The organism is Bartonella sp. CL63NXGY, assembly GCF_042194905.1.
GTDB lineage: Bacteria > Pseudomonadota > Alphaproteobacteria > Rhizobiales > Rhizobiaceae > Bartonella.
The window spans coordinates 24,569-42,543 of the sequence record NZ_JBHINK010000004.1; the positions used below are offsets into that span (position 1 = coordinate 24,569).

The window sequence follows — 17,975 nt, forward strand, 5'->3', positions numbered from 1 at the left end:
GCACATGCAAACTGAAATAATAGCGCAATTAGTCTTAATTCTTCCGGAGCTTTTAATCGCATTAGGAGCTGTCGTGCTACTTATGATTGGTGTTTATTCCAATACACGTGCTTCTTTAACAGTGACAGGTTTAGCCATGGCACTTCTTGTGGCAACCATTATTATTCTTATAGTTTTTCCGAAAAATGGTTCATTTCAAACCAATGCGCTCGTTATCGATTCCTTTAGTCGTTATATGAAAATTTTAATGCTTATTGGCGCACTCTTTTCTCTTATTATGTCTGTTGGTTTTGCCAATGCACAAAAGTTTAATATATTTGAGTTTCCAGTGCTTGTTCTTTTAGCAACCCTTGGAATGATGTTTATGATTTCAGCGGGTAATATGCTGTCGCTTTATATGGGGTTAGAACTGCAATCTTTAGCTTTATATGTTTTAGCAGCGATTAATCGTAATAATGTAAAATCTTCTGAAGCCGGTATAAAATACTTTGTTTTAGGAGCATTATCTTCAGGGTTGCTTCTTTATGGTATTTCTTTACTTTATGGTTTTACCGGTCAAATTGGTTTTCACGAAATTGCTCTTGCTTTAAAAGGTAAGAATGTACAATTGGGGGTCATTTTTGGAATTGTCTTTATTTTAGCTGGTTTGGCTTTCAAAATTTCTGCTGTTCCATTTCATATGTGGACACCTGATGTTTATGAAGGAGCGCCCACACCGATTACAGCATTTTTTGCTGGTGCCCCTAAAGTTGCTGCAATGGCTTTAATCATCCGTATTATTGTGACGACCTTTATTCCCCTAGGGCGTGTTGATAACGTGATGCCTGCATGGCAACAAATTTTGGTGTTCATGGCGATTGCATCAATGATACTGGGTGCTTTTGCTGCAATTGGTCAAAATAATATTAAGCGCTTAATGGCTTATTCGTCGATCAGTCATATGGGCTATGCACTTGTTGGTTTATCTGCTGGAGATATGCTAGGAGTAAAAAGTGTTATTCTTTATATGACGATTTATCTTGGAATGACGATTGGTTCATTTGCCTTTATTCTTGGAATGCGCTCTCAGAATGGCAATGTTGAAAATATTTATGATCTTTCAGGGTTAGCAAAGACGAATCCTTTTATGGCTGTTGTGATGACAATACAGCTTTTTTCTTTAGCAAGCATACCTCCTATGGCTGGTTTTTTTGGAAAGTGGTATACATTTTCTGCGGCTGTCCACGCTGGACTTACTCCACTTGCTGTCGTGGGGATGATAGCGTCTGTCGTTGGGGCTTTTTACTATTTGAGAGTCATTAAAATTATGTGGTTTGATGATGCAAAAGCGCATTTTGTTGCTTTATCGAATGAGCTTCAGTTTTGTCTTAGTCTTTCTGTATTCTTTATTTTATTTTACGCGCTTTTTGGAGTTTGGTTCGCTGAGCTAGCAGAAAAAGCAGCAACAGCATTGTTTTAATGAATATGGTTTATACTTTATCAGATTTTGCACAAAAACAGGGATATACTGTTGAAGCGTACGATAGTGTTGATTCAACAAATCTCATTGCGCAACGAAAAGCGAAAACTGGTCATCAAGGTAATCTTTGGATTGTTGCACAAGAACAATCACAGGGAAGAGCAAGAAGAGGGAGGACTTGGTCTAGTCCAAAAGGGAACCTTTATTCTAGTCTTTTATTAATTGATGATATTGTTCATCAAACTGCGGCTCAACTTGGCTTTGTTGCTGGAGTAAGTGTGGCAGAGGCAATAAAACAATTGATAAAAGAGGAAAAGCAGACAAACAATATTGTGAGCTTAAAATGGCCAAACGATATTTTGCTCAAAGGAGAAAAAAGCTCTGGAGTTTTGCTTGAGATTTTAAAATTGTCATCACAACAATATGCCTTGGTTATTGGTATTGGAATAAATGTGAAATATAATTATGAAGATGCACCTTATTCCACTTCAAGCTTAAAGAATATCGGTTTGCATATTGATGCAGAACAATTATTTACGGTTTTGACGGAGTGTTTTTCTAAAAATTATCTTCTTTGGAAACAACCAAAAGGATGTGAAATAATCCGAAAAAAATGGCTTTTATATTCCGCTCACCTTGGAAAACATGTCAAAGTGGTGAATGATGAAAAAGTCATTGAGGGTATTTTTGATGGTCTTGATAGTGATTTTAACTGCATCATAAAGCAAAAAGACGGTCAGACAGCCATTATAACAGCTGGAGATGTTCATTTTGGTTCCGCTGATTCTATTAATGCAGGTCGTTATTGAAAAATTATTTTACCATCAGATACCTTAATGATTTGGGAGATGTTTATGGTTGCAGCCAATAAGAATGAATTTGTTTTTTTACCTCTGGGAGGTGTAGGTGAGATAGGGATGAATTTAGCTGCTTACGGATTTGGTCCCCAAAGTCTTCGTGAATGGCTGCTGGTTGATATGGGGGTTAGTTTTGCTGGTTCTGAATTACCAGGTGTCGATCTTGTTTTGCCTGATATTCGTTTCCTAGAAAGTGAAAAACATAATATACGGGGTCTTGTTTTAACACATGCACATGAAGATCATTATGGGGCCGTTCTTGATTTATGTCCAAAGTTACAAGTGCCAATTTACTGTACGCCTTTTACGGCAGGGTTATTGGAAACTAAAAAACAATTAGATTTTGAATCTCAAAAAATTTTACTCAATATTTTTCAAGCTGGTGATTGTTTTCAGGTAGGTTCCTTTGCTGTAGAGGCTATAGCCGTTAACCATTCAATACCAGAATCTGTATCTTTAGCAATTACAACCTCTTTGGGGACTGTGATTCATACTGGTGATTGGAAAATTGATCATACCCCTTCACTCGGGGCTGTAACCGATGAAAAAAGATTTCGTGCTTTAGGCAAAAAAGGTGTTTTAGCATTACTTTGTGATTCCACAAATGCATGTCGGGATGGTATATCTCCATCAGAGCAGCAAGTTCAAGCCAGTCTTTCTGAGATTATTTCCAAAGCTGAAGGGCGCGTTGCGATAGCAACTTTTTCTTCTAATATTGGTCGGATACGTTCTATTGCTCTTGCAGCTGAAGCTGCTGGACGTAAGGTGCTTGTCATTGGGCGTTCCCTTAAGCGAAGTATTATGGTTGCACAAGAGCTTGGTTATATGAATGGTTTAGCGCCATTTGTAACGGAAGATGATTATGGCTATATCTCGCGAAAAGATCTTGTTTTAATTGTCACTGGGAGCCAAGGTGAGCCATGTGCAGCTTTGGCTAAACTGTCACGTGATGGAATGAAAAATATTGCACTTTCCGCTGGTGATACCGTTATTTATTCATCACGAAGTATTCCAGGAAACGAAAAAGCGATTATTGAGGTACAAAATCGTTTCATTGATTTGGGTATTGAAATTATTACGAATGAAGATGCGCTTGTTCATGTTTCAGGTCATCCACGTCGTTCAGAACTTTTACAGATGTATGATTGGATAAAGCCACAAATACTTGTCCCTGTACATGGGGAAGCAATGCATCTTAAGGCTCAGGCAACTTTAGCACGTCAAGCAGGTATTAAAACTGTTACGGATATCAGAAATGGACATATTTTACGCCTTGCACCAAAGCCTGTAGAAGTTATTGATCAAGTTCCTGTTGGCCGCATCTATAAGGATGGTTGCTTAATTGGAGATGAAGATGAATTAGGGATTCGTGAGCGCCGCAAACTAAGTTATGCTGGTCATGTTACTATTTCTCTCCATATAAATAGTAAGCATGAATTATTAGGGGATATAGGTCTAACAATATTAGGGTTACCTGAAAGTAATGGAAAGGGGAAAAGTTTAAAAGATATTCTTTTAGATATCGTAGAAAATACAGTTTATAATATCCCACGCATGAAACAGAAAAATAATGAACTTATTCGAGAGGCAACACGACGTGCAGTGAGAGCGGCTGTTCATGAAATTTGGCAAAAAAAACCTATCTGTACAGTTTTTTTACATCGGTCAAAATAAAGAACTTTCATATTACGTTATTTAAAAAGAGAAGAGCATTTTTATTTTATTGCTAAATAAGAAAAATAGAGAATAAAGCACAATAAATTTTTAAATGATAAGATCGTTATATTTGCAAGTATTCAGAATGCGGCTATAGATGAATAGAGGGTGTGATAAATTGTTCCGATATGATAGATCTGATTAGGAGTTAATTATTTCAATGCGTCTTTCTCAATATTTCCTTCCACTTTTAAAAGAGAATCCTAAAGAAGCAGAAATTGTTTCTCATCGCTTCATGTTGCGCGCTGGAATGATTCGACAACAAACATCAGGGATTTATTCTTGGCTTCCTTTGGGAAAAAAAGTGCTTGATAAAGTTTGTAAAATTATTCGTGAAGAGCAAGAACGTGCGGGTGCAATAGAAATATTGATGCCTACAATTCAGTCTGCTGATCTTTGGCGTGAAAGCGGTCGTTATGATGATTATGGTTTGGAAATGCTCCGCATTAAAGATCGTCAAAAGCGTGATTTACTTTATGGTCCAACCAATGAAGAGATGGTAACAGATATTTTTCGCTCTTATGTTCGTTCTTATAAAGATCTTCCGCTGAATTTATATCATATTCAATGGAAATTTCGTGATGAAATTCGTCCACGTTTTGGTGTGATGCGAGCACGAGAATTTTTAATGAAAGATGCTTATTCTTTTGATCTTGATTATGAAGGCTCTAAAACATCTTATAATCGTATGTTTGTTGCTTATTTACGCACTTTTTCTCGCCTGGGATTAAAAGCAATTCCTATGCGTGCAGATACAGGTCCAATAGGGGGGGAACTCAGTCATGAATTTATCATTTTGGCTGAAACAGGAGAGAGTGCTATCTTCTGTGATAAACAATTTCTTGAACTTACCGTTCCAGATAGTTCAATCGATTTTAGTGATAAAGCTGTTTTAGATGATATTGTTAAGCAATGGACATCTTGTTATGCAGCAACGGAAGAAATGCATAATGAAGAGGAGTGGGCTAAAGTTTCTGATCATAATCGTCTTTCAGCGCGTGGTATTGAAGTAGGTCATATTTTCCACTTTGGTACTAAATATTCTGCTCCAATGGGAGCAAAAGTTATGGGACAAGATGGAAAAGAGCATGTGGTCTCTATGGGATCTTATGGTATTGGGCCTTCGCGTCTTGTTGCGGCCGCTATTGAAGCTTCTCATGATGAAAATGGTATTATTTGGCCAAAGTCGATGGCACCGTTTGATTTTGGGATTATCAATATGAAACCCGATGATGAAAAATGCACACAGGCATGTGAGTTTCTCTATCAGGGATTAAAGGAGGTTGGTTTTGATCCGTTATTAGATGATAGAAATGAACGTCCTGGATCAAAATTTGCAACAATGGATTTGATTGGTTTGCCAATGCAAGTCATTGTTGGCCCTAACAGCATTGCACAAAATGAAGTTGAAATTAAAGATCGAAAAACAGGAATAAAAAAATCTCTAAAGGTTGAAGATGTGCTCAGCCAACTTTCTATAATTTAATAGGAAATGTTATGAAGAGGCTGAAAAACAAATGCTTTTCATCTTATGAGTGGATGATCGCTTTTCGTTATATGATTCCCAATAAAAAACATGTCGTTGCATCTGTTATTTCAATTATTTCTCTTATTGGGATTATGTTGGGCGTATTTGCTCTGGTTGTTGTTATGGCGGTGATGAATGGCTTTCGTACAGAACTTCTCAATCGTATTCTTGGTATGAATGGGCATCTTATTATTCAAACAGTTGATTCTGGTTTTTCTGATTATAAGACTCTTATTTCTTCTTTAGAAACTACAAATGGTGTGAAGTTTGCTTTACCTGTTATTGAAGGTCAAGCGCTTGTTCAAGGTGAAGTTCAAGGTGGCTCTGGCGCGTTAGTTCGTGGTATGCGCAAACAAGATCTAGAAAAGCTTAAAACAGTCTCTCAAAACATTAAATTAGGATCGATTTCTCGGTTTGATCAAGAAGAAGGTGTTGCAATTGGAAGTGGCTTAGCAGAAAAATTAGGACTGACAGTTGGAAGAGATATTCGTATTATTACTCCAGATGGTGATGAGACTCCTTTTGGCGTTACCCCACGTGTGAAAGCTTATAAAGTCGTTGCTATTTTTGAAGTTGGTATGTCTGAATATGATTCAATATTTATCTTTATGCCTCTCCATGAAGCACAAATGTTTTTTAATTTGGGAGATAAGGTTCAGTCTTTGGAATTATTTCTAAATGATCCTGATGCTGTTGATCAAATAAAACCTGTTGTAGAAAAAGCAGTTGAACAACAGGTCTATTTAATTGATTGGCGTACACGCAATCAGGCTTTTTTTTCAGCCTTACAGATTGAACGAAATGTTATGTTTTTCATTCTTTCTCTGATCGTTCTTGTTGCTGCTTTAAATATTATTTCAGGGCTGATTATGCTTGTAAAAGATAAAAGTCATGATATTGCAATTTTACGCACGATGGGGGCTCAACAGAGTGCGATTTTGCGTATATTTATCATTACAGGAATGATGATTGGTTTTATTGGAACTATATTGGGTTTAGTTTTAGGTGTTATCGCGACCGCGAATATTAATCATATCCAAGATTTTATATCTTGGTTATTTAATGTCGATGTTTTTAATCCTCAACTTTATTTTTTAACAAAATTGCCTGCACAAATTGAGTGGAAACAGACCATCTTGGTTGCTATGATGGCTTTATTCTTGTCGTTTCTTGCTGCTCTCATTCCGGCATGGCGTGCTGCTAAGCTAGACCCCGTACAAGCTTTGAGGTATGAATAATGACAGCTATTTTAGAGCTTGTAGAGATTGAAAGACACTTTTTCGAGAGCCATAAGCCGCTCATTGTTTTAGATAAAGCGAATTTTATTCTTAATCGTGGAGAGCTTGTCGCACTTGTTGCACCATCTGGTGCTGGAAAATCAACACTTCTTCATATTGCTGGATTATTAGAAAAACCAACAGCTGGTGATGTGATGTTACGGGGTGTTTCTTGTGCAAAGCGCTCTGATAGTGAGCGAACAGCTATAAGACGGAATGATATTGGTTTTGTTTATCAATTTCATCATTTACTTCCAGAGTTTACGGCGTTAGAAAATGTCATGATACCGCAAATGATAGCAGGATTAAAAAAATCTATAGCAGAAGATCGTGCGCGCAAATTATTGACGTATCTGCGTGTTTCTCATCGTGCGAACCATCGTCCCTCAGAGTTATCGGGAGGAGAACAACAACGTGTTGCTATTGCACGTGCAGTAGCAAATGGCCCTTCGGTTCTTTTGGCTGATGAACCTACAGGAAATCTTGATCCAGTAACTTCAGCTTATGTCTTTCAAGCTTTATCTATCCTTGTTCGTCAGTCTGGTCTTTCTGCTCTTATTGCAACACATAATTACGCTTTGGCTAAGCAAATGCATCGTCGAATTACACTTAAAGAACAAAAGATTATAGAACTTCCTTAAAGCAAGGTACAAATTTTATACGACTAATTGAATAGTTTATATTACTTTATTCAAGGAGATTTTTTATGACAGTTTTTGTCGTTGACAAAAATCAATTAGATGCTCGTCGTCGTCGATTGATTTTTCGTGCATGGCATCGCGGTATTCGTGAAATGGATCTCATTTTTGGACATTATGTCGATGCTCATATTACTGGGATGAATGATAGAACGCTCTCTGAGCTTGAGTATATTATGTCTTTTGATGATCGTGATTTACTGACATGGATTACTGGAGAAATTTTGCCCCCCTCTGAGGTTGATAGTCCACTTTTTCGTGATATTGCCAATTATCGTACTTGCTTAAGTTATTAATCCCGATGCCTATATTTAAAAAAATTGTTATTCCCAAAAATAATTCTGTTCGTATGATTTTAGATGGCGTTACTGATGGATTTGAAGCCTTTGCGCTTGCTAAATTAAGTTCAGAAATTGCACAAGGTAAACCGCTCCTCTATGTTGTCCGTGACGGAACAAAAATTGTGCATTTACAACAAGTTTTAAATTTTATTGAGCCCAATTTACCCGTACTTCAATTTCCTGCATGGGATTGTTTGCCGTATGATCGTGTGTCACCAGGAATTGCTGTTATGGCTCGTCGACTATCAGCATTGGCACACATAGCAAATTTACGTAAAGATCCACATCCTGCAATTATATTAACAACAGCAAATGCGATTATGCAAAAGCTACCTCCTCGTGAAATGATAGAAGCTCAGCTTATTCACGCACGTGTTGGCCAGCGCAATAACATGGGAAATCTTATTCAATTTCTAGAAACCAATGGTTTTGAACGCGTTACGGTTGTCCGTGATGTTGGTGAGTTTGCTGTAAGAGGAGGAATACTTGATATCTTTTCTCCGATGGATGTTGAACCTTTACGTCTTGATTTTTTTGGAGATACCCTAGAAAGTATCCGCGTATTTGATCCAGAAAGTCAAAGGACAACAGGCCAAAAAACTGAACTTTTATTACAGGCAATGAGTGAGGTTGTTCTTACACCAGAATGCATCAGTCGTTTTAAAAGCAATTATACCCGTACATTTGGTGTATCACAAAAAAATAACATGCTTTATGAAGCAATTTCTCAAGGTCGGCGTTTTGCCGGTATGGAACATTGGCTTCCATTTTTTTATGAAAACCTTGATAGCTTTTTTGATCATTGTGGCAACTTACCGATAGTTTTTGAGCATCTCATAGAAGAAGTCTTCATTGAGCGCTATCGTCTTATTGAAGACTATTATAATGCGCGCAAAGAGCGCGAAAGTGATGAAAAAAATTCTACTTCTTATCATCCAATAGATCCTAGTCTTTTTTATTTAACGCCAGAGCGTGTTTTGGAAGGTGCGCAACAATCTTCACAGCGTATTGATTTTTCTCCTTTTAATGTTCCACAAAGTTTGGAACAAACTATTATTCACGCACATGTTAAACAGGGATATGATTTTGTAAAAGAGCGTAATGCGCAGGAAAAAAATGTTTTTTCAAGTGTTATTGATCATATCGCATCTTTACGCGCTGCTGGTAAAAAAGTGCTTTTAGCGTGTTGGAGTGAAGGATCTCTCAATCGTTTGTTACAAGTTCTCGATGAGCATGGATTGAAAAAAATAGATGTTGCAAAATCTTTGCAAACTGTCAAAGCAACACCTCGGGATCGCATATTAGCAGCTGTTATCATGATAGAACATGGTTTTGTGGCTGAAGATTTGGCTATTATAGCAGAGCAAGATATCCTTGGCGATCGTTTTATAAGATCGCCAAAGCGGCGTAAGAATAATACAAATTTTATTTCTGAAATTTCTGCTTTAAATTCTGGTGATATTATTGTGCATATCGACCACGGTATTGGCCAATTTGTTGGTCTTAAAACCATCAGAACCACTGGAATTTTACGAGACTGCCTTGAAATTAGATATGCTGGAGGTGATTTACTCTTTTTACCTGTTGAAAATATTGAGCTTCTCTCACGTTATGGCTCAGAAGGAACAGAGGTAACTTTAGATAAATTAGGAGGTGTTGCTTGGCAGGCACGTAAAGCTCGGCTTAAAAAACATTTATTGGAAATGGCAGGGCAATTAATCCGTATAGCTGCAGAGCGTATGACTCGTGCTGCGCCTGCTTTACTTCCACCAATTGGACCATTTGATGAGTTTGTTGCTTGCTTTCCCTATGAAGAAACGGAAGATCAAATGAATGCAATTGATGCTGTTTTGGACGATCTAGCCTCAGGCAAGCCGATGGATCGCTTGATATGCGGTGATGTTGGTTTTGGAAAAACTGAAGTAGCCATTCGAAGTGCTTTTGTTGCAGCATTAAATGGATATCAGGTTGCTGTTGTTGTACCGACAACTTTGCTTTCACGTCAACATTACAAAACATTTATTTCGCGTTTTCAAGGATTACCGGTTAAAATTGGACATGCTTCGAGGCTTGTAAAAGCGAAAGAACTTGCACGAGTAAAAAAAGGTGTTTCAGATGGTACAATCGATATTGTCATTGGAACCCATGCATTATTAAGTGATGCAGTTAATTTTTTACGGTTAGGTCTTCTTATCATTGATGAGGAACAGCATTTTGGTGTCAAACACAAAGAGCGTTTAAAAGAGCTTAAAAGTGATATTCATGTTCTCACACTTTCAGCAACTCCCATACCACGCACTTTAGGGTTAGCTTTATCGGGTGTACGTGAACTTTCATTGATAACAACCCCCCCCATTGATAGAATGGCGGTTCGTACTTTTATTTCACCCTTTGATGCACTTGTTATACGAGAGACCCTGCTTCGAGAATATTATCGTGGTGGACAAAGTTTCTATGTTTGTCCTCGTATTTCTGATCTGGCTTTTGTAGAAGAATATCTCAAAACACATGTGCCAGAACTGAAATTCGTTGTGGCTCATGGACAAATGCCGGCTGGACAACTTGATGATATCATGAATGCATTTTATGATGGACAATATGATGTGCTGCTCTCAACAACCATTATTGAATCAGGTCTTGATATTCCAACAGCCAATACCCTAATTGTGCATCGTGCTGAGATGTTTGGTCTTTCTGCCCTTTATCAGTTACGTGGTAGGGTAGGACGTTCAAAACAACGTGCGTATGCTCTCTTTACATTTCCTGCTGGTAAAGTTTTAACAATTGCTGCTGATCGCCGTCTTAAAGTGTTACAATCTCTTGACACCTTAGGGGCCGGTTTTCAATTGGCAAGCCATGACATGGATATCCGCGGTTCAGGCAATTTTTTAGGTGAAGAGCAATCGGGGCATATCAAAGAAGTTGGATTTGAACTCTATCAAAAAATGCTTGAAGAAGCTGTTGCTGAATTAAAAGATGGAGAGCTAAATGAAGATAAGCAATGGTCACCTCAAATTTCTCTTGGTACAACAGTGATGATACCAGAAAGTTTCGTGCCTGACTTATCGTTACGTATGGGACTTTATCGTCGTTTAACAGAACTTGATGATTTAGAACAAATTGATGAATTTGCAGCGGAGTTAATTGATCGCTTTGGTCCTTTACCCCTTGAGGTTCAACACCTTCTTAAAGTCTTTTATATCAAAACATTGTGTCGAAAAGCGCATGTAGAAAAATTAGATACAGGACCAAAGGGGATTGTCATACAGTTTCGTAATAACTATTTCGCAAATAGTGTTGCTCTTGTTCAGTGGGTGGGAAAACAAGGTTCAATGGCAAAAATCCGACCAGATCAAAGTATTGCTCTTATTCGTGATTGGTCCACAGCGGATGAAAGGCTTGTTGGAGCAGCGAATATTATAACACAGCTTGTCGAAATGGCAGAACAACATTCTGTTTAAAAAATTTCTTTATTGTTTCAGAACTGTTACTCATTTTTATAAAATCATTCTATAAAAACAAACAGTTATTGATTTTGTATAAGAATAAAATTTAAGTTTATAATAAAGAACCCTTTATATATTTATTTGGTTTTTATTATATACGTATTGATATAATGAAGAAAATAGATTAGACGGTTGGACCGCATTAAATAGCACTTTCAATATAATAAGCTAATAAGCTCCTGTAAATTTTTTAGAAAGAAAAAATTTAGGTAAAGATAACATGCTTTCTTCATTACAAAAGTTGCTAACGATAGTTTTTTTATTACTCACTTTAATATATGGCGTAAAAAACGCTTATGCTGAGTTATCTTCTGATGAACAATACCAACATTTAAAAAACAAAAGAAAGAATATTAAAGAGAGCATACAATTTATTGAAGAAAGTATATCTCATTTGGATATTTGGGAAAAAAATATTTCTAAAGCAGAATACTATGAGCGTTTACAGGAACGGAATAAGTTATATAAAAAACTGAAAACCCTGAAGGATGAATATTATAATCTTGGTTCGAAATTACAGGATCTAGCTGAAAAAAAACAAAAAATTATCTCTAAAATACATATAGCGAGAGAGTATGAAGTAGGGGAGTATGAAGAAAAGTTGATTAAAGCAAAAGACTATTTAAAAAAAACTCAAACGTTTAATGAATGGGGAATGAATGAGAAAAGTGGAGGTGATGATGAGATAATGAAAAATTATCTCATGTTTATTATTGCTTGCAATACGTTAGCGGATATATTGCAAAGTGATATAGGTGCTATTTTGCGCAAAGATTTTGATTGGAAAGATAAAGATTTTAGTTGGGCTAAAGGCGCAAATAATTCAATAAGTCCTAGTTTAGTCAGGGATATTAAAGAATTACTAACAGATGGCTCTTATAGTTATGAAAAACAAATATTTGACGATATAAAAAATAGTCTTACAGAAGATAATTGGTTTGTAAAAAGTGCACCTAAGCTTTGTAATACCATTAAAGAAGTACATAATATAATGCTTCCAAACAAGAAAAAGAATATTATAGATCGTATGCGTTTTCATGTTGAAGAATTATTCAATTAAAAATTATTTATTTGATTTATGTTGAATTATATTCAAAATAGAAAAATACTTAATTTTTCGTAACATTATAGTTTAGAAAATTCATAAAAAATAATGCTATGAGAATATCCAATTAAAAATTTACTTATACAAATACAGAGAAATTAAGATAATATACTAAATAATAGTTAAAATATATTTTAATTTTTTGTTTTTAATTATTATTTATAATAAAGTAATCTTATACACATAATATATTATCTGTTATTCTTATCATATAAGACTTAATATATATATATTAAATAATAAACTCATATATTTTTTTATGTTTTCTTTTTATGCATAATTTTTTGTGCTTGTAGTTTTTTATTTTTATCTGATTAATTATTTTAATGACGATACATCTCATATCATAAATCTTGTTTCATTAATACGATAAGAGAGATTTTTTATAGCTCTAAGTTTGTTATATAGGAAAACAAAATGATATTTTGAATTCATTTTTTCTTAAAACTTAAATCATTAACGATTTATATCTTTGATGTTGTGAAAGCTGAAAAGAATTTATCATTTTAGAAGCTTCTTTTATTTGAGAAATAACTTAAAATAAATTGATAAAAGCTACATTTTTATTCACGTTATAAAGCTGAGAGATGATATTTGTACAGATATGCAATAATAGATGTATAATATATGAGCATAAATTTATTATGGCTTTAGGCACGTGAGATGATTCATAGGGGGGCCTTTGTTCAGTAGTTTTATCTATAAAACTAACTCCGCTTGTGATGTACAAGTGGATAAATTTTATTGATTCAATATAAGAGAGGTTTGCGCTATTAAGATCTTTCATACAATATAGAAATAGAAAAAAGATAAATTATTATTATAAATTAATATGTTATTATATTTTAAGAAAGTTTATTATAAATAAAATATTTTCAGCAGTTATAGATTTTCTCTCTAAGAAAATGTGTTGTTTAATTAAGAAAAAAGCACTTCTTTAGTAACGTATTTTTAAACTAAACTTTTTATTTAAACGCTATAGAATATAAAATTTTTATTACAAAAGCGTATCACCATTGTTTTGTAAACAAGGGCAGAAGATTGTTCATTAGCAAAAAGTTCTCTTACAATTATGCAGAAATTTTAGACAATCAGTGGTTTTAATTCATTCAATGTTTCAATAATATCGTAGATGATTTTGTTTTTGTGTATCACACGAGGCACATAAGGAAAACAGTAAAATTTATCTGATATTTTGGAGCTTCATGCATTGCAACAACCTGTTGCTAAGGCTCTATAAGCTTAACATGAAGAGTAATAAATGTAAAAAGTTTAATTAGTAAGTTTTTTAGAGTAGTATTAGACTTTATTTTAATTAATATTGCAATATTGATTCGTTTGTGTAATCTTAGTTTAAATGCACAGAGGTATTTTATAGATAGATTATATCAAATACCAATGTGATGAAGAGGGGAATTATATGGGTGTATAAAAATAGAATGGCTCATCGTATTTTTTCTCTAAATTTGACTTTTTTTTTTATATTGAAGTAAAAATAGTAAAATTAATTGTTATTTCATTATAATTTAATAAATTTAAGTTGGAATTACATTTAATATTTTTTTTAAAGTTACTTAAGAGCGCGTTGAAAGGATTAACTTAATCATGTCGCATAAAAATGTTTATTCTGCTGTTTCAGTATTAGTTGGAGCCGCTGCCCTTTTTCTTATAGCTGGTATTTCTGCAAATGCGCAAACTTTATCACAAGGTTGGTACAAAGTTTGCAGTAAGCAGCATGATGTTGATATTTGTAATACAATGAATACTGTATTATCGAATACGGGACAACCTTTAACGGCTTTTAATCTTGTTGAAATAAAAGGGAAGCAAAATGAAAAACGTATAGGTATTCAAGTACCTACTGGGCGTTTTTTGCCAGAAGGTGTTCACATTAAAATCGGTGACGAGTTCTCTAAAAAAATTCCTTATATTATTTGTAATGGACCAAGTTGTATTGCTAATGATGTCTTAGATGATAAGCTTATAGCAGCTATGAAAAGTGGAACAAAAATGGTTGTAACCACAGTTAATTTTCGTGGTTCAGCTAATCCTATTGAATTTTCTCTTAATGGGTTTACAGCAGCCTATACCGGTCCTGGTATGGAGGAAAAAGATTTCCAACAAGAACAAATAAAGCTGCAGCAAGCCATTCAATCAAAGCAAAAAGAAATTGAAGAGCGTATGCGGGCTGAGCAAGAAAAAGCAAAACAAAAGTAATAAACCCACACTATAGAATTGGTTGAAACGTTTTCTATAATTGTTTATTTGAACCGCCACAGTTTTCTGTGGCGGTTTTTTAATCCTTAATTTTTCGAAAGAATTCTGCGTTTCCACCAACCAATACGTTCAGTTTTGGAAGAATCATTAGGCGTTGATGAAATAACAACGGATTGATTAATTGTTTCTTCAATTTGGGAAGGAGAGGTTTCTACAACTTCCTCCATCTCGATTACAGTTTCTTGCTCTAATATTTTTTGTATTTGCGTCTCTTTAGAAGATGATTTTTTACGTGTTCCACGTGTTGATTTTTTACTCTTTTCAAGAGCTTTATCTTCTACCTCATGAATAGATTTGTCTGCTTTTTTTGTTTTAGCTTTACGCATCGAACTGGTTGTAGGTTTTTCTTCAAGAGATTTTTGTTCTGCAACATTTTGATCATTCTCTAAAGAAAGCTGATTTTCTACTACTTTTGAAGAACGTGTTTTACGTTTTTTAGGTTTAATACTTGTATCAATTTTTTCAGATTCACCCTGTTGTTGTATATCTAGAGCTTGTGTATTATTTGTTGTTTCTTCAAGTTCAAAAGATTTAGTAGGCGAAATACGACGTTTGCGATGCGCTGCTTTAATTTCTGCCAAAGCTTGCTTAGCAAAATCTCCCACTGGTTCTGCGTAAGGAACGCGAATCTGATGAAAACTATTATCTTGATTGCGTCGACCACCACGACGTCCTCGACGACGTCCTCGACGATAAGAATCATCATTCAAAGTATCTTCTTTTTTATGAACGTTGGAGAGAGAATGATCAGTAATTTCACCGTGACGATTTTTGCGCCTACGCTTTTGGTTTGTTTCAATGGGAGAAGGATTTTCAATAGATTCACTCTTTATGAAAACAGAATCTTCAATTTCTTGCTCATTGGCATCTTCCAATGAAGATCGAGAAATGCTCTCTGCTATTGAGCCTTTAGAAATAACAAGATGTTGCGTTCCAATACTATCATCTGCTTCAATACTAATATTAAGCTTAAAACGAGCTTCTAAATTAACAAGAATGTTGCGTTTATGATTTAATACATAAAGCGCTGTTGCTACGGGTGTGCGCACGATAATATTATATTGCGAATTATGAAGAAGATATTCTTCAATTGAGCGCATGACATGTAACGCAATGGATGATTCAGAACGTATATTTCCTGTTCCTGCGCAATGCGGGCAGGGCTGTGTTGTACTTTCTAAAACCGATATGCGAATACGTTGACGACTCATTTCTAAAAGGCCGAAGTGTGAAATATGACCTACTTGAATACGAGCACGATCGTTTTTTAAACAATCTTTTAATTTTTTTTCGACCAGCTTCACATTGCGTTCTTCAAGCATATCAATAAAATCAATCACAATTAAACCAGCAAGGTCACGCAAGCGTAATTGCCGCGCTACTTCTTCAGCAGCTTCAAGGTTAGTTTGTAAGGCTGTCTTTTCGACAGAGAATTCTTTCGTGGAGCGGCCAGAATTTACGTCAATAGCAACAAGTGCTTCTGTTTGATTAATAACAAGATAACCACCAGATTTTAAAGAAACTTGTGGTTGCAACATTTTATCAAGTTGAATTTCAATATTATTTCTTGCGAAAATGGGTGTAGGATCACGGTAAGGTTGCACAACTTTTGCATGACTTGGCATGAGCATACGCATAAAGTCTTTCGCTTCACGATATCCTTGGTCTCCAGAAACAAGAATTTCACTAATGTTCTTATTGTAAAGATCTCGTATAGAACGCTTGATGAGATTGCTTTCTTCATGGACAAGGCATGGCGCCGTTGACTCGAGTGTCAAAGTGCGAATAGTATCCCATAACCGCATAAGATATTCATAATCACGTTTAATTTCAGCTTTTGTTCTATTGGCACCAGCAGTTCGTAAGATAACGCCCATACCTTTTGGAACAGCTAATTCTTTTACGATTTCTTTAAGACGCTTACGGTCTTGTACGTTCGTAATTTTTCGTGAAATACCACCACCACGTGCTGTGTTGGGCATTAGAACAGAGTAACGACCTGCTAGAGATAAATATGTTGTAAGGGCAGCACCTTTATTACCACGCTCTTCTTTGATAACTTGTACCAACAAAATTTGACGTCGTTTAATGACTTCTTGAATTTTATACTGGCGCCCTTGTTTTCTTTGATAAATTGGGAGCTCTTCACGGATGTCCTCAGCACCGACCATTTCGATCTCATCATCAGAGATATCGGCATTTAATGCTTCTTCTGTATTATCAATTATTGTCGCTTCAGATGTGATGTCACTTTCAATATCGGCTGCAATGACATTGTTTTTTCCATTTTTTTTTGTTCTTCTGGAGCGTTTTTTATTTTTAGTTGCTTCTTCCGTAAAGGTATCTACAGAATTTTCTCCTATAGCTGCTTTTTCCTCTTCTTCAAGAAGAGCAAGTCGATCAGCAATAGGAATTTGATAATAATCAGGATGAATTTCAGAAAATGTTAAAAAACCATGTCGGTTTCCACCATATTCAACAAAAGCTGCTTGGAGAGACGGTTCTACACGCGTAATCCGTGCGAGATAAATATTCCCCTTGAGCTGTTTTCTATGTTCTGATTCAAAATCAAGTTCTTCAATTTTGTTGCCGTGAACAACAACAACACGAGTTTCCTCCGGATGGGAGGCATCTATAAGCATTTTGTTTGACATAAGTTAATATCCTGAAGGCGACATGCACAATTTTATTCAAACGAACGCTATAACTATTCGTAAACATAAAAGGCTGTCTGCCATAAAAGGGAGGTACCAGAAAAACAGGACGGAACACCACGTGCAGAGGCATGACTGCATTTACACCATTTCTCATCATTATTTCCATCTGTTTTTTATGACTCATATTTCTTAAAAGTCTCCGGTAAAATAATCTTTAAAACAGTTCGGATATCCGAACCAACGAATCTTAAGTAATGCAATCCTAATATTATAACATAGAAATTTTTCATCCATAAAAAAGTCTCAACGCATAATAGGCAAAAAACCTCTAAAGACAACTTAATATGAGTTACAGATAATTTAGATGACTATTATCAGCTAGGAAGCATAAATATTCTTTTATGTTGATATCATGCGTTTGGCAAGTAACAATGTAAATCATGTATAATTATAATATCTTTATGACCTTAATTTCGTTTTTGGGTGTTTATTTAGCTTTTATTGAAAAATAGAGAATAAATTGGTGTATCATTTTATATAACCAAGATAAATTA

Annotated in this window: 11 protein-coding genes; 10 read left to right on the plus strand and 1 reads right to left on the minus strand. The window is 35.3% G+C overall.

Annotated elements, in window-relative coordinates; genetic code table 11:
- The first annotated feature begins 4 nt into the window (after positions 1-4).
- From nuoN to ACFIK0_RS03280, 10 genes are all read left to right on the plus strand, one after another.
- On the plus strand, positions 5-1,459 hold the full coding sequence (gene nuoN / locus ACFIK0_RS03235; protein WP_375637640.1) for an NADH-quinone oxidoreductase subunit NuoN: 1,455 nt from the start codon (positions 5-7) through the stop codon (positions 1,457-1,459).
- Positions 1,459-2,268, plus strand: a complete 810-nt coding sequence (locus tag ACFIK0_RS03240) for a biotin--[acetyl-CoA-carboxylase] ligase (RefSeq protein WP_375631153.1) — start codon at positions 1,459-1,461, stop codon at positions 2,266-2,268. The genes nuoN and ACFIK0_RS03240 overlap by 1 nt, the downstream gene beginning before the upstream one ends.
- 45 nt (positions 2,269-2,313) lie before the next feature.
- Positions 2,314-3,990, plus strand: coding sequence for a ribonuclease J (locus ACFIK0_RS03245; RefSeq protein WP_273791272.1), 1,677 nt, complete (start codon positions 2,314-2,316; stop codon positions 3,988-3,990).
- A gap of 202 nt (positions 3,991-4,192) precedes the next feature.
- Entirely contained in the window at positions 4,193-5,518 is a 1,326-nt protein-coding gene (gene proS, locus ACFIK0_RS03250) for a proline--tRNA ligase (RefSeq protein ID WP_375637639.1), read from the plus strand.
- A gap of 11 nt (positions 5,519-5,529) precedes the next feature.
- The gene (locus ACFIK0_RS03255; protein WP_273791270.1) at positions 5,530-6,798 is read left to right on the plus strand and encodes a lipoprotein-releasing ABC transporter permease subunit; all 1,269 of its coding nucleotides are present in this window, start codon (positions 5,530-5,532) and stop codon (positions 6,796-6,798) included.
- Positions 6,798-7,478 (plus strand): ABC transporter ATP-binding protein, encoded by a 681-nt coding sequence (locus ACFIK0_RS03260; RefSeq protein WP_273791269.1) that lies wholly within the window; start codon positions 6,798-6,800, stop codon positions 7,476-7,478. Before ACFIK0_RS03255 ends, ACFIK0_RS03260 begins: the two co-directional genes overlap by 1 nt.
- Positions 7,479-7,543: 65 nt before the next feature.
- Positions 7,544-7,831 (plus strand): succinate dehydrogenase assembly factor 2, encoded by a 288-nt coding sequence (locus ACFIK0_RS03265; RefSeq protein ID WP_273791268.1) that lies wholly within the window; start codon positions 7,544-7,546, stop codon positions 7,829-7,831.
- A 5-nt stretch (positions 7,832-7,836) separates the two neighbouring features.
- Positions 7,837-11,337 (plus strand): transcription-repair coupling factor, encoded by a 3,501-nt coding sequence (gene mfd / locus ACFIK0_RS03270; protein WP_375663481.1) that lies wholly within the window; start codon positions 7,837-7,839, stop codon positions 11,335-11,337.
- A gap of 265 nt (positions 11,338-11,602) precedes the next feature.
- Entirely contained in the window at positions 11,603-12,442 is an 840-nt protein-coding gene (locus tag ACFIK0_RS03275) for a hypothetical protein (protein ID WP_375643437.1), read from the plus strand.
- A 1,650-nt stretch (positions 12,443-14,092) separates the two neighbouring features.
- Positions 14,093-14,704, plus strand: coding sequence for an invasion associated locus B family protein (locus ACFIK0_RS03280; RefSeq protein WP_273791265.1), 612 nt, complete (start codon positions 14,093-14,095; stop codon positions 14,702-14,704).
- Between the two features lie 86 nt (positions 14,705-14,790).
- Here the strand turns inward: ACFIK0_RS03280 and ACFIK0_RS03285 are convergent, their stop codons facing one another.
- Positions 14,791-17,418 carry an Rne/Rng family ribonuclease gene (locus tag ACFIK0_RS03285; protein WP_375643435.1) on the minus strand — a complete coding sequence of 876 codons (2,628 nt, stop codon included), beginning with the start codon at positions 17,416-17,418 and terminating at the stop codon, positions 14,791-14,793.
- Positions 17,419-17,975 lie beyond the last annotated feature (557 nt).